Source organism: Corynebacterium hesseae (assembly GCF_037850265.1).
GTDB classification, from domain to species: Bacteria; Actinomycetota; Actinomycetes; order Mycobacteriales; family Mycobacteriaceae; genus Corynebacterium; species Corynebacterium hesseae.
In genome coordinates this window covers 1,759,836-1,777,351 of record NZ_CP137211.1, presented here as the reverse complement: position 1 = coordinate 1,777,351, position 17,516 = coordinate 1,759,836, and the positions used below count along the sequence as shown (strand labels likewise).

The following is a 17,516-nucleotide window of genomic DNA, read 5'->3' as shown; positions in this document are numbered from 1 at the left end:
CTAAGTCGAATGCACCTCAAATCGCTCACGCTCAAGGGATTCAAGTCTTTTGCGTCCGCGACGAACCTGAAATTCGAGCCCGGTATCTGTGCCGTGGTGGGCCCGAATGGCTCGGGTAAATCTAACGTCGTCGACGCACTGGCGTGGGTCATGGGTGAAGGCAGCGCCAAGACGCTGCGCGGCGGCAAGATGCAGGACGTCATCTTTGCCGGCGCCGGTGAGCGCAAGGCCCTTGGCCGCGCTGAGGTCACACTGACCATCGATAACTCCGATGGCGCATTGCCCATCGAGTACTCGGAAGTCTCCGTCACCCGCCGCATGTACCGGGATGGCGCGAGCGAGTATGAGATCAATGGGTCAAAGGCCCGCCTCATGGATATCCAAGAGCTGCTGTCGGATTCCGGCATTGGCCGCGAGATGCACATCATCGTGGGCCAGGGAAAACTGGCGGAGATCCTGGAGTCCCGACCAGAAGATCGTCGCGCCTATATTGAGGAAGCCGCGGGCGTGCTTAAGCACCGCCGCCGTAAGGAAAAGGCGCAGCGCAAGCTCACGGGCATGCAGGCCAACCTGGACCGCCTGCAAGACTTGACCGATGAGCTGGGTAAGCAGCTCAAGCCGCTGGCCCGCCAGGCGGAGGCCGCCCAACGTGCAGCCACTGTGCAAGCGGATTTGCGCGATGCCCGCCTGCGCCTCGCCGGTGACCGCGTGGTGCGGCTGCGCGCCACGTTCGAGGATGCCGAGAAGCGCGCTGTGGTGCTCGCCGAACAGGTCGAGGAAGTCACGGCGCAGCTGGAAGAGGCCACGGAGATTCAGCTCGAGGTAGAGGCCGAGTTGGGGGATGTCACTCCGCGCGCGGAGGCCGCGCAGAAATTGTGGTTCGAGCTATCGACGCTGAGCGAGCGGATCTCTGCCACGCAGCGTATTGCGGCCGAGCGCGCCAGCAACGTCGGATCCCAGGTGGCCTATGCCGGCCAGGATCCGGAGGAGCTGGAGGCACGCGCCCAGCGTGCCGACGAGGAGCACGACGAGCTGCTGGCCGCGGCCGAAGAAGCAGCGGAGCGCTTGGAATCGATCCGGGAGGAAGTGGCTGAGCGCCGGGAAGCTTTCGAGGCCGCGGACAAGGAACATATGGCGCAGCTGCGCGCCATTGCGGATCGCCGCGAAGGCGTGGTCCGCCTCATCGCGGCCGAGGAAAACCTGGCGGGCCAGGTAAACTCCGCGGAATCCGAGTTGGCGCGCCAGGAAGAAACCCTGGCGAACACGAAGGCGCGCACCAGGGGAGCGCAGGCGGAGGCCGATGAGGTAGCGGACAAACTAGAGCACCTGGCTGCCGAGCGTGAGCCGCTGGAGGAAGCGCACGTACGCGCGGCCAGCGAGTCCGCCGCGGCCGATAAACGCTTGGAGCAGCTGCGCGATGCCCAGCGGGAGCGCGAGCGCACCGTGTACAGCCTGCGAGCCCGGATCGATACACTGGGCCAGACCGCTCCGGAAGCGCTCGAGCTGGGGGAGGGTTTTAAGCCTCTCGCGGAGTTCATCTCTACGCGTTATGAAACGGCCGTCGCGGCGGCACTCGGCTCCTTCGCGGAGGCGCAGGCCGGTGCGGTGAGCGGGGACATCGTGGGTGAACTCGCTGAGGCGAGCCGCACTCCGCTGATCGACGTCTCCACGGAACCTACTGGTTCAGCCTGGCGCCTTGACGCGGACTTGCCTTCCGGTGCTAGCTGGCTGCTCGACCAGATGGTCTTGGTCCCGGAAGTATCGGCGGCGGTGACGCGGTTGCTCTCCGACGTCGTTCTGGTGGATGACTATGCCGCGGCCCGCGAGCTCATTGCCGAGGATCCGCGCCTGCGGGCCGTCACCGCCGAGGGCTTGCTGGTTGGCGAAGGCTGGGTCGAGGCCGGAACTGGTGCCGTCTCCACGGTCGAGGTGAGCGGCCAGATTACAGAAGCCGAGCAACAGTTGGAAACCGCCACCCACGAGCTGGAGGAGCTATCAGGCACGCTGGAAGGCGCGAAGCTAGCCGCCGATGATGCCCGGGTAGGCGCGGCGAGCGCTAAGGCCGCGCTGCGCGAGCACGATCACGAGCTCGAGGCGTGGAAGCGCGACCACCAGCGCTTGCTCAAGCAGTATGAGGCGAACAAGGCGGAGCACGAAAAGGCCGCCGCTCGCGCCACGGACATCGAGGTGCAGTTGGCCCGCCTGCGCGAAGAACTCGCTGAGGCTCGTGACCGCTTGTCGCGCGTGGACGCTGATAAGCAAGCGGATGAACCTTCCTCGGTGGAACGCGATGCAGCCTCGGCCGCCCTTGAGCAGGTCAAGGCCATGGAGGTAGAGGCTCAACTGGCGGCCCGCAGCGCGGAGGAAAAAGTAGGCCAGGCAGCTGGCAAGGGAGAGGCCCTGCGGCGCCAAGCCCAACATGAGCGCCAGGCCAAGGCACGCCACGATCAGGCGATGGCCCGCCGGCAGGCGCAGGCGCGGTTGGCGGGGGCCGTCGACAAGCATGCCCAGGACCTAGCCGCCCGCACCACCCAGGCACTTGAGCGCGCAGCTGAGGAACGCGATGAGCTAGTGACCCAGCGCGGCGTGCTGCAGGGGCGTGCGCAGTCGGCGAAGCAGGCGGTCTCCGCGACCCGCCAGCAGCTCGATCGCCTGACCGATTCCGCGCACAACTCGGAGATTGCCCGCAGCCAGGCACAGGTGCGCGTGGATGAGGCCGAGGGCAAGATCGTGGAGCAGCTGGGCATATCTATCCCGGATTTGCTCAAGGACTACACGCCGGGCGAGGACTTCGATCGCTCCGCCGAGACCAAGCGGTTGAAGCAGGCCGAGAAGGACCTCAACTCCTTGGGCAAGGTGAACCCGCTGGCCTTGGAGGAGTACAAGGCGCTGGAGGAGCGCTATAGCTTCCTGTCCACGCAGCTCGATGACGTGATTCAGGCGCGCAAGGATTTGGCCGGAGTCATTGAGGACGTTGACGCGCAGATCTTGCAGCTGTTCACGGATGCCTGGCACGACGTGGAGGCGGAGTTTCCCAAGGTCTTCCAAACGCTTTTCCCCGGCGGCGAGGGCCGGCTCATCCTCACTGAGCCGGATGACATGCTGGCCACCGGCATCGAGGTGGAGGCCCGCCCGCCGGGCAAGAAAGTCAAGCGCCTGACGCTGCTGTCGGGCGGCGAGAAGTCACTGACCGCGCTGGCGATGCTCGTGGCTATTTTCCGCGCGCGCCCCTCACCGTTCTACGTCATGGATGAGGTGGAGGCCGCACTGGACGACGTCAACCTGCGCCGCCTCATCGCCCTCTTCGAGGAATTGCGCAAGGATTCTCAGCTCATCGTCATCACTCACCAGAAGCCAACGATGGACGTGGCCAACGTCCTTTACGGCGTGACGATGCGCGGTGATGGTGTCACGCGCGTGATTTCACAGCGCATGACCCGTGCGGGTGAGGCGCCGGGCACGGCTCAGGCGGCGGAGGACGCCACGCGCCTTGGTGTGGACGCTCCGCGCTAACGGCGCGGTGCCAGACCGAGGCTTTCGCCCTCCTCATCGTGCCGGGCGCGAACAACCCTGGCACTATGGAGGGCATGAATACTACTTTTCTGTGGATTGCGATAGCAGTCATCGTCCTGATTTTGCTGGTGGTCTTGTTCGTTGTTCTGGGCAAGAAGCGCGGCGAGTCGAAGAAGGTCTCCTTCGAAAAGCCCGCGGAGGAGCCGAAGGAGCTGACCCAACAGCAGAAGTCCGGCAACTACCAGGCCAAGTCTGGCTTTAACTTTGCCCCTGCTGGTGGCGGTACAACTAAGGAGCCTGTCACCGCCTCGAAGCCCGAGCAGCCCGCGCAGGCCCCGGCTGAGCCCAAGCCTGAGCCGCAGGCGGAGCAGCGTGATGCCACTGAGCTGGCGAATGCGCAGTTAGAGGGCACCGAGGAAACACCGAAGGTCACGAAGCCTAAGGCGGAGCCGGAGGCGGAGGCACAACCAACGGTAGAAGCTAAGCCCGAGGCGGAGGCTAAGGCTGAGGTTAAGCCGGAACCGGCGGCAGAGGCCAAGCCAGTGAGCGAGCCGGAGCCGGCAAAGGAAGAAGAGGAAAAAGACTCTTCCGCTGGCGTTGTCGCGGCAGGTGCCGCGGGCGCCGCAGCCGCTGGTACTGCCGTGACCGGAGCCGCTGCCGCTGACAAGGATGATAAGGACGCTCTAGAAGAAGGCGCGGAGGACGATGCCCCAGCCGCCGAGCAAGAAACCACTGAGCCGGAGCCCGAAGCTCCCGAAGCTGCTGAGGCAGAAGCAGTGGACGAGGCCCCGAAGGTAGAGGAGGAGCCTTCTGCTCAGTCTGAAGCCGAAGAAGAGGCAGCGGAAGAGGTAGAAGTACAGCCTGAACCAGAAGCGCAGCCCGAGCCAGAGGAGGCTGAAGCAGAGGAAGCCGCTGCGGCGGCGGGGGCGCAGGCGGCGTCGGCAAGCGCGGCGCTCGAGGCTGAGCCCGAGGAGCTGGAAGTTTCCGAGGACGCCGAGGTCGTTGAGGCCCCGGCATCTCAGCCGCAGGAGGATATCGCACCGGCCGCCGGCCGCTTGGGCAAGCTGCGTGGGCGCCTGTCCCGCTCGCAGAACGCCATCGGCCAAGGCCTCATGGGCATTCTTTCCGCTGGTGATCTGGATGATGATGCCTGGGAAGAGATTGAAGACACCCTCATCATGGCTGATCTGGGCACCAAGTCCACGATGAAAGTCACCGACTCCCTGCGCGAGAAGATCGCTGAACGCGGCGTGAGCTCCGAGGCGGAAGCACGCGCCATGCTGCGCGAGGCACTCATCGAGGTTGGCCATCCGGAGATGGACCGCTCCATCAAGGCCATGCCGAACGACGGCAAGCCTGCCGTCATCATGGTCGTTGGCGTCAACGGCACCGGCAAGACCACTACGACGGGCAAGCTCGCGCGCGTGCTCGTGGCGATGGGCCACAACGTTTTGCTCGGCGCGGCGGATACCTTCCGTGCAGCGGCAGCTGATCAGCTCGAGACCTGGGGTCGCCGCGTAGGCGCATCGACGGTGCGCGGCAAGGAAGGCGCGGACCCGGCTTCCGTGGCCTTCGATGCCGTCGCCGCTGGTGTGGACCAGGGCGTGGACGTGGTCCTCATCGATACTGCTGGGCGTCTGCACACCTCCGTTGACCTCATGGACCAGCTGGGCAAGGTCAAGCGCGTGGTGGAGAAGAAGACCGAGGTCGACGAGGTCCTGCTTGTCCTGGACGCGACGGTGGGGCAGAACGGCCTGACGCAGGCGCGCATTTTCCGCGATGTCGTCGACATCACTGGTGTTGTCCTGACCAAGCTCGATGGCACGGCAAAGGGCGGCATCGTCTTCCAAGTTCAGGAAGAACTGGGTGTGCCGGTCAAGCTCGTGGGCCTCGGCGAAGGAGCCGATGACCTCGCGCCGTTTGAGGTTGAGGGATTCGTCGATGCCTTGCTGGGGGAGAAGTAAGACCTTATAGATCCCTGGGCTATACCTAAGTTCTTTCGAGACGCAGCGCCTCCTTTGTGAGGCGCTTTCGTCGTCTCCATCCCATTAAAGATGTGCTTTGGGGGAGGTCACAATGGTAGTCTAGGACAGTCCTGTCTATGTGAGGCTGAGTTTTCAGCCCTAACAACGGTTCGTGAGGCTACTCTTTCGTGACACTCTTGTATGTCGTCCTCCTCGCAGCTGTCGCAGTGGCGCTAGCACCGGTAGCCGTCAAGGTTGCTGATCGCGCAGCCGGCTACCCGCTAGCCGGCATTTTTATTATCGCAGCGGCACTGTTGGCTAAAGAATTTCCGGCACTGGCCCGTGGCGAAGAACTGTCCTATTCCGTGACGTGGGTGCGTGATGTCATCGCACCAGGCGTCGACGTTAACCTCGCCTTCCGCGGCGATGCGCTGGGCGTTTTCTTTGCGATGTTGGCTCTCATCATCGGCGCGGTGGTTTTTACCTATTCCGCTGCCTACCTGCCCAAGGGGAAAGGCAACGTCAGCTTTTATGTGCTGATGACCGCGTTTACGCTGTCGATCCTCTTGCTCGTGCTGGCTAATGACGTCGTCGTGCTCTTCCTGGCGTGGGAGCTGGTATCGCTGGCGTCGTTCATGTTGATCGCACGCAGCGGCAAGTCCGGTGAGGCCGGTTCGCAGCGCACACTCATCCTGACCTTCATCGGCGGCCTCACCTTGTTGACAGGTGTGGCGATTGCCGCGACGGCAGCGGGGACGACGAACCTGGAAGACATCCTCGCCTCCGATGTATGGGCCGAGCGCCCAGGCCTGACCACCGGGGTTGCCATTCTCATCGCGGCCTCGGCATTCACCAAGTCCGCGCAGTTCCCCTTCCACTTCTGGCTGCCGGAGGCCATGGCGGCTGCCACGCCGGTCTCGGCCTTCCTGCACGCGGCGGCCGTAGTCAAGGCCGGCGTGTACCTGTTGATTCGTTTCTCTACTATCTTCCATGATGTTGCAGCGTGGAACTGGCTGCTCATCGTGGTCGGCATGGGTACCGCCGTCATGTCGGCGGTCTTCGCCGTGCAGAAGACGGACCTGAAGAAGCTGACCGCGTATTCCACCGTGTCCCACCTGGGATGGATCGTGGCCACGATTGGTGTTGGCACGCCCTTCGCCATCGCAGCGGCCCTCGTGCACACGCTGGCACACGCGCTGTTTAAGTCCTCCATCTTCATGCTCATCGGCGTGATTGACCATGAGGCTGGTTCACGTGACATCCGCCGCCTCGGCGTGCTGTGGAACAAGATGCCGTGGACCTTTGGCTCCATGCTCATCGGCGCTGCCTCCATGGCTGCGGTCCCGCCGCTCTTCGGTTTCGTGTCGAAGGAAGGCATGCTGACCGCTTTCGAGGACGCGCCCATCGGATCGGCCGGACAGGTGCTCTTGCTCATCGTTGCGGGTGTGGGTGCGTTCTTCACGTTTACCTACTCCGCCAAGATCGTCTTTGGTGCTTTCTTCGACGGCCCGCGCGATATGTCCAAGGTCCATGAGGCGCCGGTGCGGTTGTGGCTGCCCGCGGCTCTTCCCGGCGTGATGTCGGTGCCGATCATCTTCGTCATGGGCGCGCTCGATGGGCCGCTTGATGACGTCGTGGCGGCCATCGGCATGGAGGGGCATACTCACCTTGCGCTGTGGCACGGCCTGAACGTCCCGCTGCTTATTTCTGTCGTGGTTCTCATCTCTGGCGTCGTCGGTTTGTTCTTCCGCACGCCGCTGTGGACCGCGATGGAGGAGCGCCAACTGTTGCCGCGCACTGGTAACCAAATCCTGAAGTGGATTCAGGACGAGTGCGCAGCCTTCGGACGTTTCGTCGGCCGCATGTCGGATACCCACAACCCGTCGAAGCTCATCCTGCCGATTGTCCTCCTCGTCATCATTCTTGCGGGCTCCACTCTGGTGTCGACGGGTGTCGACGGCGTGGCCTTGAACCCGCGCGTGGATGGCCTGGACAACCCGTGGGATCTGCTGCCGCTGGGCATCGTGGCGCTGTCGATGTTTGGCTTGGTTCGTACCCGCAACCGCCTCACGGGTGCGGTCATGATTGGTACCGCGGGTACCGGCGTGACCTTGCAGATGTTCCTGCTGGGTGCACCGGACGTTGCCTTGACTCAGTTCACGGTGGAGGCGCTGTCCGTCATCGTCATGATGATGGTCCTGCGCTACCTGCCGGAGAAATTCCACCCAGTACAGAACACCAACCGCAAGGTTGGCTCCATCGTGGTGGCGGTGCTCGCGGGTATCACCGCATTCCTCGGTGTGTGGGCGCTGATGGGCCGCCACGAGCGCTCCGACTTGTCCATGTGGTACCTCAATAACGCCCCAGACATCACTGGCGGCGATAACGTCGTGGCCACCATCATCGTGGAATTCCGTGCGCTTGATACCTTGGGCGAGCTGTCGGTGCTCGGCATGGCCGCCGTGGTGATCGCCGCGGTCACCTCGACGCTGCCTCGCTTCCCGTTTACCTCCGGTACGCGTCCGGCGCCGTTCGGTCAGTCGCAGCTCAACTCGGTTCCGCTGCGTAAGGGAATTTCCATTGCCATCCCGATTCTGGTGGTCATGTCCTTCATCGTGTTCTACCGCGGGCACCAGGCTTCCGGCGGCGGCTTCCCGGCTGCTCTCATCATGGGCGCGGCCATCGGCCTGACGTATCTCTCACGCGGCACCGATGAGATCGTCTTCGGCCGCATGACCCCAATTCACCTCACCGGCGTGGGCATCATCGTTGCGCTGACGGCTGGATTCATCGGCTACATTCCGACTTCGCACGGCTCCGGTGGTTTCTTGACTGCCATCCACGGCCACGCCCTGGGGCAGCACTGGACCACGTCGCTCATCTTTGACCTGGGTATCTACCTGGCGGTCCTGGGCATGCTCACCATGGCCATCAACGCCTTGGGCGGCTACTTGCGCCCGGGCACTGAGCGGGACTTCCTGCCGTGGGTCCACGATGATGACTCGGCGCTGCCGAATACGCCGCGCGTGGTGATGGAGGACGTCGATGATCCGTACCCCGAATCCATCAACCCATCCTCGGATCCACTGGCCTTGCTCAATGAAGCCGAGGCGCGCCACCGCGCGTCTTCGCCCCACCACACTCCGGCTACAGAGGAGAAGAATTCATGATCCTCGCACTGACTATTGCACTGCTCATCGGTAGCGCTGTCTACCTCATTCAGCAGCGCGGCTTGGTCCACATTGTGTTGGGCATGATGGCCTTTGGCCACGGTGCCAACCTCATGCTCTTGGCCACCGGCGTGTACTCCTACCGCGGAGAGTCCTTCCCGTCACAGGTACCGGCAGACCAAATGGCGGACCCGCTGCCGCAGGCATTCGTTCTGACCGCCGTGGTGATCTCCATGGCCACCTCCACGATTCTGCTGACCATGGCGGCGATGGGCGCCAACGATGACACGGATGTCGTGGAGCCCGTTGATGACAACACCATTGACCACGCCTTCTCCACGCTGGGCCGCGATACCCAAAACCGGGAGATTCTGCAGCGTTCGGCCAACAAGATGGACCGTCTGAAGGAACTTGACCACGAGGGGGAGAAGTAAATGTATGACACTGTAAGCGCTCTTCTTCCGCTCTTCCCAGCGGTTCCACTGGTATCGGCGGCGCTGGCGCTGCTCGCGCCGTGGCACCGTGTGCGCGATGCCATCATGCTCATCGTGCCGGGCGTAGGCATCTTCGCCTCCTTCGCGCTGCTGCTCTACACCATGAACAATGGCGTGGTGGCGCACACGGTGGGCAATTACGTGGGCAACGCGGGTATCGCTTTTGCTGCCGACACCTTCTCGGCTCTCATGCTCATCACGACGATGATCGTGGCCTTCGGCGCCAACTGGTTCGCCATCGTTGGCGGTGAGACCAAGTCGCGCTATTACCCGTCGCTGACCCTTATCCTGATCACCGGTGTGTGCGGCGCTCTGCTCACCGCTGACCTCTTTAACTTCTTCGTGTTCATTGAGGTCATGTTGCTGCCGTCCTACGGCCTCATCACGATGTCGGGTACGTGGTCGCGCCTAGCCGCAGGACGCGCTTTCGTGCTGGTCAATCTGTTCGCCTCCACGCTGCTTGTGGTGGGCGTGGGCTACATCTATTCGGTTACGGGCGTGGTCAACTTGGCGGCGCTGACGGGCGCTGCTGCCGGCAACGGTCCGGTGACGGTGGCCTCCGGAATCATCGTTATCGCCATCGCCGCGAAGGCCGGCGTATTCCCCGTGCAGTCGTGGCTGCCGCGCACCTACCCGGGCACGTCGGCTGCCGTCATGGGCCTGTTCTCTGGCCTGCATACCAAGGTCGCGGTGTACATGCTCTACCGCCTGTGGGTGCAGCTCTTTGATATGGACCAGTGGTGGGGGACACTCATCATCGTCATCATGATCATCTCCATGCTGGTTGGTGCTTTCGGCGGCTTGGCTGAAAACTCCATCCGCCGCGTGCTGGGCTACCAGATGCTCAACGGTATGCCCTTCATCCTCGTGATGATGGCCTTCACTACCCACGATGCGCAGCGCGCGTTGGCTGCCGGCATTCTCTACACGATTCACCACATGCTCACGGTGGGCTCCCTCATCTTGGCCTCCGGTGCCATCGAGGAGACGTACGGTACGGGCAGGCTCAACAAGCTTTCTGGCTTGGCGCGCCGTGATCCGATTATCGCGTGGATCTTCGCCGCCGGTGCCTTCTCCGTCGTGGGCTTCCCGCCTTTCTCCGGTATGTGGGGCAAGGTCCTCATCGTCGCGGAAATCGCCCGTACCGGCGGGGGATGGGCCTGGACCGTTATCGCGGTGATTATCATCGCCTCCTTCGCAGCGTTCCTGGCCATGTTGCGCGTGTGGCGCCGCGTCTTCTGGGGCAAGGACCTGCCCAAGGAGAAGGTGCCCGATGAACTTGTGATTCGCAAGAAGCTGATGGCTCCCTCGGCGGCGTTGATCTTGGGCTCGCTGACCATGTTCATCCTGTCCGGTCCGGTCATTAGTGTCACCATGGAGGCATCGGAGGATTTGTTGGACACGGAGGCCTACGCACACGCAGTGCTTGGCGACGACCCCGTAGCCCTACCCGATATCGACTCCCTTCAGGAGGGCCGTTAAATGAAGAGTGCTGTGCATGCCGTTGTTTACGCGTTGTGGCTCATTAAGGAGATCTTCGTCGCGGGCTTTTCGCTCGCCATGGAATCCTTCAAGCCGCATAACAACTATCGCCCAGTGGTGCTTCGGTACCCCTTGCGTGTGACGAGCGCCTGGGAGATCTTCTGGTTCACCTCGTCCATTACCGCAACGCCGGGCACCTTGTCGTTGGGCTTGCGCGAGCCGGTTGCCGAAGGCCTTCCGCGCATCGTGCTGGTCCAAGCCGTGATGGGGGATGACCCGGCCAGTGTCATGGCGGACCTCGCGGACATGGAGGAGCGCTTGGCGCCACGAGTGAAGGGCATCGATTATGGCGTGCCTGGCCAGGGCCCGACGGAGGAGCTCGCCCCGACGTTCTACGAGTATCCGCTGGATACGCTGGGCCGTCATATGCGCGCCCCCGATATCGCGAAGGCGGACGATACCCCGCTGGCAGCGAACGACGTGGAGAAGTATTCCGTGTGGCCGCTGCGTCAGGTCGTGCCGGGCAAGGACGCCCGAAAGGATGATAAGAAGTGATTGATTTTTCCTCGATGAGCGCCTTTCAATGGGTTGTCTTTGTCTGTGTGTTCCTCATTGGCGCATCGGTGTGCTCGGCGTTGGTGCTGGCGTTGCGCTCTCGCGATGAGCTCACCCGCACCGTGATGAGTGACATGGTCTTCTACGGCATGATGTGCATGTACTTTGCATGGGCCATGACCAATCACGCGTCCATCGTCTACGACATCGCGATGCTCGCGGGCATCGCGGCGGGCGTGCTGCCGACGTTGTCGATGGCCCGCATCATCTCGAAGGGCAGGAGGTAAAACCATGACTATCGCGGAGATTATTGCTTCGGTTCTGCTGGTTGTGGCCACGGTCCTGGTTATCGCGACGGCCATCGCTTTGTGGCGCGCGCCCGATGCTCTGACCCGAGTCAACCTACTGGGACCGACGGTCGGGTTGGCCGTTCCTCTTCTGCTCGTGGCGAAGCTGGTCGTTGACTTTGCCGAGAACGGGTTCTCGCTGTGGTCGCTGGTCCGTGTCCTCATTGCTTGTTTCGGCGTGTGGATCATCGGTTCGGTGGGCTCTTTTTACATGGGCCGTTCCATCTACGGCGTGACCGTCACGGATGTGAAGTACGCCAAACGTATGCGCCAGCAAGCGCAGACCGTGGAAGCGTCCGAGGAGGAAATCTAGGGCGCACGTTTAAGTGAGCGGCGAGGGCAACAATGCCCTCGCCGCTTTTTTGGATCCCAAATGTGATCTAGGACTCATCCTTCTTCCCAAAACTATAGAGCTAAAGATATTTTGGGAATTGTACCTATCAAGCTATAGAAAAGGGGTTAGTTGAAGTATGACTCCTGATGCATTCTCTTCCGGTGATGCAGCGTGGATGCTGATCAGCGCATCATTGGTGTTGCTCATGACCCCCGGATTGGCGTTGTTTTATGGCGGCATGGCGGGCAATCGCCATGTCCTTAACATGATGATGATGTCCTTCGGCGCGCTCGCGCTTGTGCCTGTGCTCTATGTCTTGTGGGGCTGGTCCATGTCCTATGCGGGAAGCTCTTTTGCAGGTATCGTGGGCAACCCGTTTGAAGCGTGGGGCTTGCGTGGCCAGATTGCAGGACCTTCCAACGAGTATCTCCTTGGTAGTTCTGGTTACCCCGCCGTCATCGATATCGGCTTCCAAGCCACCTTCGCCATTATTTCGACGGCTATTATCTCCGGTGCCATCGCCGGCCGCGTGAAGTTTTCGGCCTGGTTAACCTTCGTGGGTATCTGGGTAACCTTCGCCTACTTCCCGCTCGCCCACATGGTGTGGGGCGGGGGAATTCTCTCCCACGCCCCGCGCTCGCTCGCGGCGTGGCTCTTCGGTGTCTCGAAAGGTGAGGCGCTCATCGCTCCCATCGACTTCGCGGGCGGTACCGTCGTGCACATTTCTGTCGGCGCAGCTGCCCTAGTTCTGGCCATCGTCGTGGGCCCGCGCGCGGGCTTCCCGAAGCACGTCGATAGGCCGCACAACCTCCCGATGGTGATGCTCGGCGCCGCGTTGCTGTGGTTCGGCTGGTTCGGTTTCAATGGCGGTTCTGCCTTCGCTGCGGATGGCCTTGCAGGTGTGGCGTGGTTGAATACCACCGTTGCTGCGGCCGCCGCGATGCTCGGCTGGATGTTGGTGGAGCGAATCCGTGACCGTGCCGCCACTTCACTCGGCGCTGCATCCGGAGCTATCGCAGGCCTCGTCGCCATCACCCCGGCGGCAGGAGCACTGAATCCGCTCGGTTCCATCGCCCTCGGCTTCCTCGGCGGGATTATCGCCTGCCTGTGCATCAGCCTGAAGTACCGCTGGGGCTTTGATGATTCCCTGGACGTCGTCGGGGTGCACCTGTGCGCAGGACTGTGGGGCACGATTGGCCTAGCCTTCTTCGCTACGGATAACGGCATCCTCACCGGTCACTTCACTGAAGGGCTCAAGCTGCTCGTCGTTCAAACGCTGATTGCGGTTGTGGCGATGCTGGTGTCGGGGCTCGTCACCCTGCTTGCGGCGCTCCTCATCCGCGCCACCATGGGCTGGCGAATCGAGGATGAAGCACAGGGTATCGACCTGGGCGAGCACCGCGAAACCGCATATGATTTCTGCGAATCCGTGGCGTCGCACCGCCGCCACGCCCACGACGCTAGGATTAGTCCTGCACCAACCGTCCAGCCGCGGGTCGACACCGCCGGAGCTAAGGAGTAACAGATGAAGCTCATCACTGCCATCGTCAAACCGTTCACGCTGCCGGACATTCGCGAGGCCCTCGAACAGCACGACGTACACGGCCTGACGGTGACCGAGACCCAAGGATTCGGCCAGCAGCGCGGCCACAGTGAGGTCTACCGCGGCGCCGAGTACGCCACCGATTTCGTTCCCAAGGTCAAGCTCGAGGTGGTGACCTCTGACGAACAGGTCGAGGATATCCTCTCCACTATCGTGGACGCCGCCTATACCGGAAAGATCGGTGACGGCAAGATCTGGATCACTCCTATTGAGGACGTCATCCGCGTGCGCACCGGCGAGCGCGGCGAGGCGGCCCTGTAACACGTGTCTACGGCCGCTCAACTGCGTGAGGACGCTTATGCCTCGGCGATGCGCCTCACGCAGTCCCTGCAGCTTCCGACCGGCTGTGCGCTTGCAGCCACCGGTTCCTTCGCGCGCCGCGCGATGACCCCATTTTCCGATCTCGACCTCATCCTCCTTCACCCGGATGACACGGAGTTGCCCGAGGAAGTCGTTTCCGAGGTCTGGTATCCCATCTGGGACGCCAAGTATCGGCTCGATTATGCAGTGCGCACCCCGCACGAATTCGGCGCCATCGCCGGTTCCGATCCCGCCGCCGGCTTCGCGCAACTCGATCTGGCCTTCGTCGCCGGAGACAAGCAGCTGGTGGACTCCACCCGCGCCCAGGTCTATGCCTCGTGGCGCCGCCTGTTGCAGAGCAATTTCGACGCCTTCGTTGATCTAGCCATTGCGCGCTGGCGCCGTTCTGGCACCTTGGCCACGATGACCCACCCGGACATCAAGAATGGGCGCGGCGGTCTGCGCGATATCCAATTCCTCCGGGCCCTCGCCCTAGGAAACCTCGCGGACGCCCCAGCGCTCGAGGAGGAGCAGGGCCTGCTTCTCGACGTCCGCACGCTCCTCCACGTCACCGCCCGCCGCCACCGCGACATCCTCGACCCAGAATTCGCCGCGGAGATTGCACACGAGATGGGCTTTGCCGACCGTTATGAATTATCAGCGGCCGTCGTCACCTCCGCCGCGGCGGTGGATAGGGCCGTTGAGAGGGCGCTCGCGACGGCTAGGGGAGTGGTGGCCAAGCGCAGCCACAACCGCACCCGCAAGCCACTCGACATCGGCGTCGTGGATGTGGGCGGCGAAATCAGGCTCGCCCGCACCGCAGACCTAGACGAGCCGTGGCTACTCCTGCGCGTCGCCGCCGCAGCAGCACGCTCGGGCAGGAGCGTGCCCGCCCACGTTTGGGAACAACTACGCGAGCTGCCAGACCTGCCGCAGCGCTGGCCCGCAGGAGCAACGGATGCCTTCTTCAGCCTGTTGTCCTCACCGCTCAATACCCCGCGCCTTATCCAAGAGATGGACGCCCATGGTTTGTGGGAGCGAGTCGTTCCGGAGTGGGAGCACATCCGCGGCTTGTTGCCGCGGGAGCGCACGCACTCTCATACCGTGGACTATCACTCCATCCTTACCGTCGCTCGGTGCGCTGAAGCTCGCACGTCCGTAGCGAGGCCCGATCTACTGCTCTTGGTGGGGCTCTACCACGACATTGGCAAAGGTTACGGCCGCCCGCACGAACTCGTGGGAGCTGAGATGGTGGCGTGCGCTGCCGCCAAGCTGGGCCTCGACCTGGCGGATCGCTCCCGCGTGCAAACCGTGGTGGCAGAGCACACGACTCTGGCGCGCATCGTCTCCCGCACGGACCCTTACTCCGACGAAGCCCGCGATGAGCTTCTCGAAGCCGTGCGTTATGACTACCTGACCCTGGCGCTCCTCGTCGTGCTCGCCCGCACCGATGCCGAATCCACCGGCCCAGGCGTGTGGAACCGCAGGCTCGAGAATGGAATCGAGGCGGTCAGCGCCCGCGCTTTTGCGCAGCTGGAGGCCCTGAGTCCGGTGCGGCCGCTGGTGGCCGTTGACCGCGACATCGGCCTGCGCCACAACCCGGAGGATGATAGCTTCACCGTCCTGTGGCGCGGCAGCTACCAGCGGGAGGCTGTGCGTCCGCTAGCGCTTATCGCTGCCTTGGGATGGAACATCCTGTCCTCGCGCTTGGTGCGCACGGAGGAGGGCTACGCCGGCGAGTTCGATATCCGCGCGCTCCACGGCGCCATCGATCTCGCGACGGTGGAGGAGCGCTTGGTGCAGTCTTATAAGTCCGGAACCTATACCGTGCTGCCCGATTTCGTACCGGGACCTGCAACCGCCATGTGGACCAGAGGCGTCTTCGAGCTCAGAATCGATGACTACCCGGGTACCCTCGGACACGTGCTCGCGCTGCTTCCGGAGTGCGAGTGGCTATCCACCACCACACCGGGCGCCACGATGGTGCTTCACGCCGTGCCGCTTGGCGACGTCCCCCGTGCCACCCTCGTCCGGAATGTGACCCAAGCACTGGTCAACGGCTAAGCTGGGGAAGTTATAAATTTATCCACGATAGTTGAGGGAGCACTCTAACGTGTTTGAGTCTTTGTCTGACCGCTTGCAATCAGCCCTGTCCGGCCTGCGCGGCAAGGGCAAGCTGACCGAGGCGGACATCAACGCCACAGCGCGCGAAATCCGCCTTGCGTTGCTGGAGGCGGACGTCTCGCTCAACGTCGTGCGCGGCTTCATCAAGCGCATTAAGGAGCGCGCGGCAGGCGCCGAGGTCTCCGAGGCGCTCAACCCTGCGCAGCAAGTGGTCAAGATCGTCAACGAGGAACTCATCGAGATCCTCGGCGGCGAGACCCGCCGCCTGAACCTAGCCAAGAATCCGCCGACGGTCATCATGCTCGCCGGCCTCCAAGGTGCTGGTAAGACCACCTTGGCGGGCAAGCTGTCCAAGCACCTGGCTTCCAAGGGGCACACCCCGATGCTGGTGGCCTGTGACCTCCAGCGCCCGGGTGCGGTGCAACAGCTGCAGATCGTCGGCGAGCGCGCCGGGGTCGATGTCTACGCTCCGGATCCGGGCACCTCCCTGGATTCCCACGAGCATGAGATGGGTACCTCGCACGGGGATCCGGTGGACGTCGCCAAGCGCGGCATTGAGGAAGCCAAGCGCACGCAGCACGATATCGTCATCATCGATACCGCCGGCCGCCTCGGCATCGATGAAACCCTGATGACGCAGGCCCGCAACATCCGCGACGCCGTCAACCCGGACGAAGTCCTCTTCGTCATCGACTCGATGATCGGCCAGGATGCCGTGCAGACCGCCGAGGCCTTCCGCGACGGCGTGGACTTCACTGGCGTCGTTCTGACCAAGCTGGACGGCGACGCCCGCGGTGGTGCAGCCCTGTCCATCCGTGAGGTGACCGGCAAGCCCATCATGTTCGCCTCCACAGGTGAGAAGCTCGATGACTTCGACGTCTTCCACCCGGAGCGCATGTCCTCGCGCATCCTGGGCATGGGTGACCTGCTGACGCTTATCGAGCAGGCGGAGTCCAAGCTGGATCAGTCCAAGGCGGAGGAAGCCGCCAAGAAGATGGGCTCCGGCGAGATGACGCTCAATGACTTCTTGGACATGATGCTCATGGTCCGCAACCTGGGGCCGATGGGCAATCTGCTCAAGATGATGCCGGGCGGTAACAAGATGAACCAGATCGCCGACATGGTCGACGAGAAGCAGCTCGACCGCATCCAGGCCATCATCCGCGGTATGACCCCGGAGGAGCGCGAGAACCCGAAGATTCTCAACGCTTCGCGCCGCAAGCGTATTGCCCTTGGTTCTGGTGTGAGCGTTTCTGACGTCAACCAGCTCATCGAGCGTTTTACCGAAGCTAAGAAGATGATGTCCCAGATGGCCGGCCGTTTCGGCATGCCGGGCATGGGCGGCGGGCGCTCGGCTACTAAGAAGAAGCCGAAGGGCCGCAAGGGCAAGAACGGCAAGCGTAAGCCGCCGAAGCGTCGCGGTGGCGGCGGCATGCCAGGCATGGGCGGCGGTATGCCGTCGATGCAGGAGCTGCAGAAGATGCAGGAGCAGCTCGGCGGCGGCATGCCCGGGCTAGGCGATATCAAGATGCCGAAGGGCATGGAGAATATCGACCTCAACAACCTGGATTTTGGCCAAGGCAAGAAGAAGTAGGAGATTACCCACGCGACAATATGTCCGACTAAAGTT

12 protein-coding genes are annotated in these 17,516 nt (G+C 62.9%); all 12 read left to right on the top strand.

The genetic code is table 11. The features are described from left to right. Positions 1 to 9: 9 nt before the first annotated feature. The 12 genes from smc to ffh all read left to right on the top strand — a co-directional run bounded on the left by smc (position 10) and on the right by ffh (position 17,480). Entirely contained in the window at positions 10 to 3,513 is a 3,504-nt protein-coding gene (gene smc / locus R3O64_RS08300; RefSeq protein WP_339016677.1) for a chromosome segregation protein SMC, read from the top strand. A 74-nt stretch (positions 3,514 to 3,587) separates the two neighbouring features. Next, positions 3,588 to 5,477, top strand: a complete 1,890-nt coding sequence (ftsY, locus tag R3O64_RS08295) for a signal recognition particle-docking protein FtsY (protein ID WP_339016676.1) — start codon at positions 3,588 to 3,590, stop codon at positions 5,475 to 5,477. A 188-nt stretch (positions 5,478 to 5,665) separates the two neighbouring features. Continuing rightward, the gene (locus R3O64_RS08290) at positions 5,666 to 8,647 is read left to right on the top strand and encodes a DUF4040 family protein (RefSeq protein ID WP_143335777.1); all 2,982 of its coding nucleotides are present in this window, start codon (positions 5,666 to 5,668) and stop codon (positions 8,645 to 8,647) included. Further along, positions 8,644 to 9,081: a sodium:proton antiporter gene (locus R3O64_RS08285; protein WP_070519992.1), complete on the top strand. Its 438-nt coding sequence runs from the start codon at positions 8,644 to 8,646 to the stop codon at positions 9,079 to 9,081. Before R3O64_RS08290 ends, R3O64_RS08285 begins: the two co-directional genes overlap by 4 nt. Then, the gene (locus R3O64_RS08280; RefSeq protein WP_339016675.1) at positions 9,082 to 10,623 is read left to right on the top strand and encodes a monovalent cation/H+ antiporter subunit D family protein; all 1,542 of its coding nucleotides are present in this window, start codon (positions 9,082 to 9,084) and stop codon (positions 10,621 to 10,623) included. Next, entirely contained in the window at positions 10,624 to 11,178 is a 555-nt protein-coding gene (locus R3O64_RS08275) for a monovalent cation/H+ antiporter subunit E (protein ID WP_070519997.1), read from the top strand. Positions 11,179 to 11,192: 14 nt separating this feature from the next. Continuing rightward, the gene (locus R3O64_RS08270; RefSeq protein WP_029158995.1) at positions 11,193 to 11,465 is read left to right on the top strand and encodes a cation:proton antiporter; all 273 of its coding nucleotides are present in this window, start codon (positions 11,193 to 11,195) and stop codon (positions 11,463 to 11,465) included. Between the two features lie 4 nt (positions 11,466 to 11,469). Then, entirely contained in the window at positions 11,470 to 11,838 is a 369-nt protein-coding gene (locus R3O64_RS08265; protein ID WP_070519999.1) for a Na+/H+ antiporter subunit G, read from the top strand. Positions 11,839 to 11,995: 157 nt separating this feature from the next. Next, a complete protein-coding gene (locus R3O64_RS08260; protein ID WP_339016672.1) occupies positions 11,996 to 13,381 on the top strand; it encodes an ammonium transporter in 1,386 nt (461 codons plus the stop codon). Positions 13,382 to 13,384: 3 nt separating this feature from the next. Next, positions 13,385 to 13,723, top strand: coding sequence for a P-II family nitrogen regulator (locus R3O64_RS08255; protein ID WP_070520003.1), 339 nt, complete (start codon positions 13,385 to 13,387; stop codon positions 13,721 to 13,723). Between the two features lie 3 nt (positions 13,724 to 13,726). Beyond that, on the top strand, positions 13,727 to 15,826 hold the full coding sequence (locus tag R3O64_RS08250) for a [protein-PII] uridylyltransferase (protein WP_339016669.1): 2,100 nt from the start codon (positions 13,727 to 13,729) through the stop codon (positions 15,824 to 15,826). 49 nt (positions 15,827 to 15,875) lie between these two features. Continuing rightward, positions 15,876 to 17,480, top strand: a complete 1,605-nt coding sequence (gene ffh, locus R3O64_RS08245) for a signal recognition particle protein (protein ID WP_070596881.1) — start codon at positions 15,876 to 15,878, stop codon at positions 17,478 to 17,480. Positions 17,481 to 17,516: the final 36 nt, after the last annotated feature.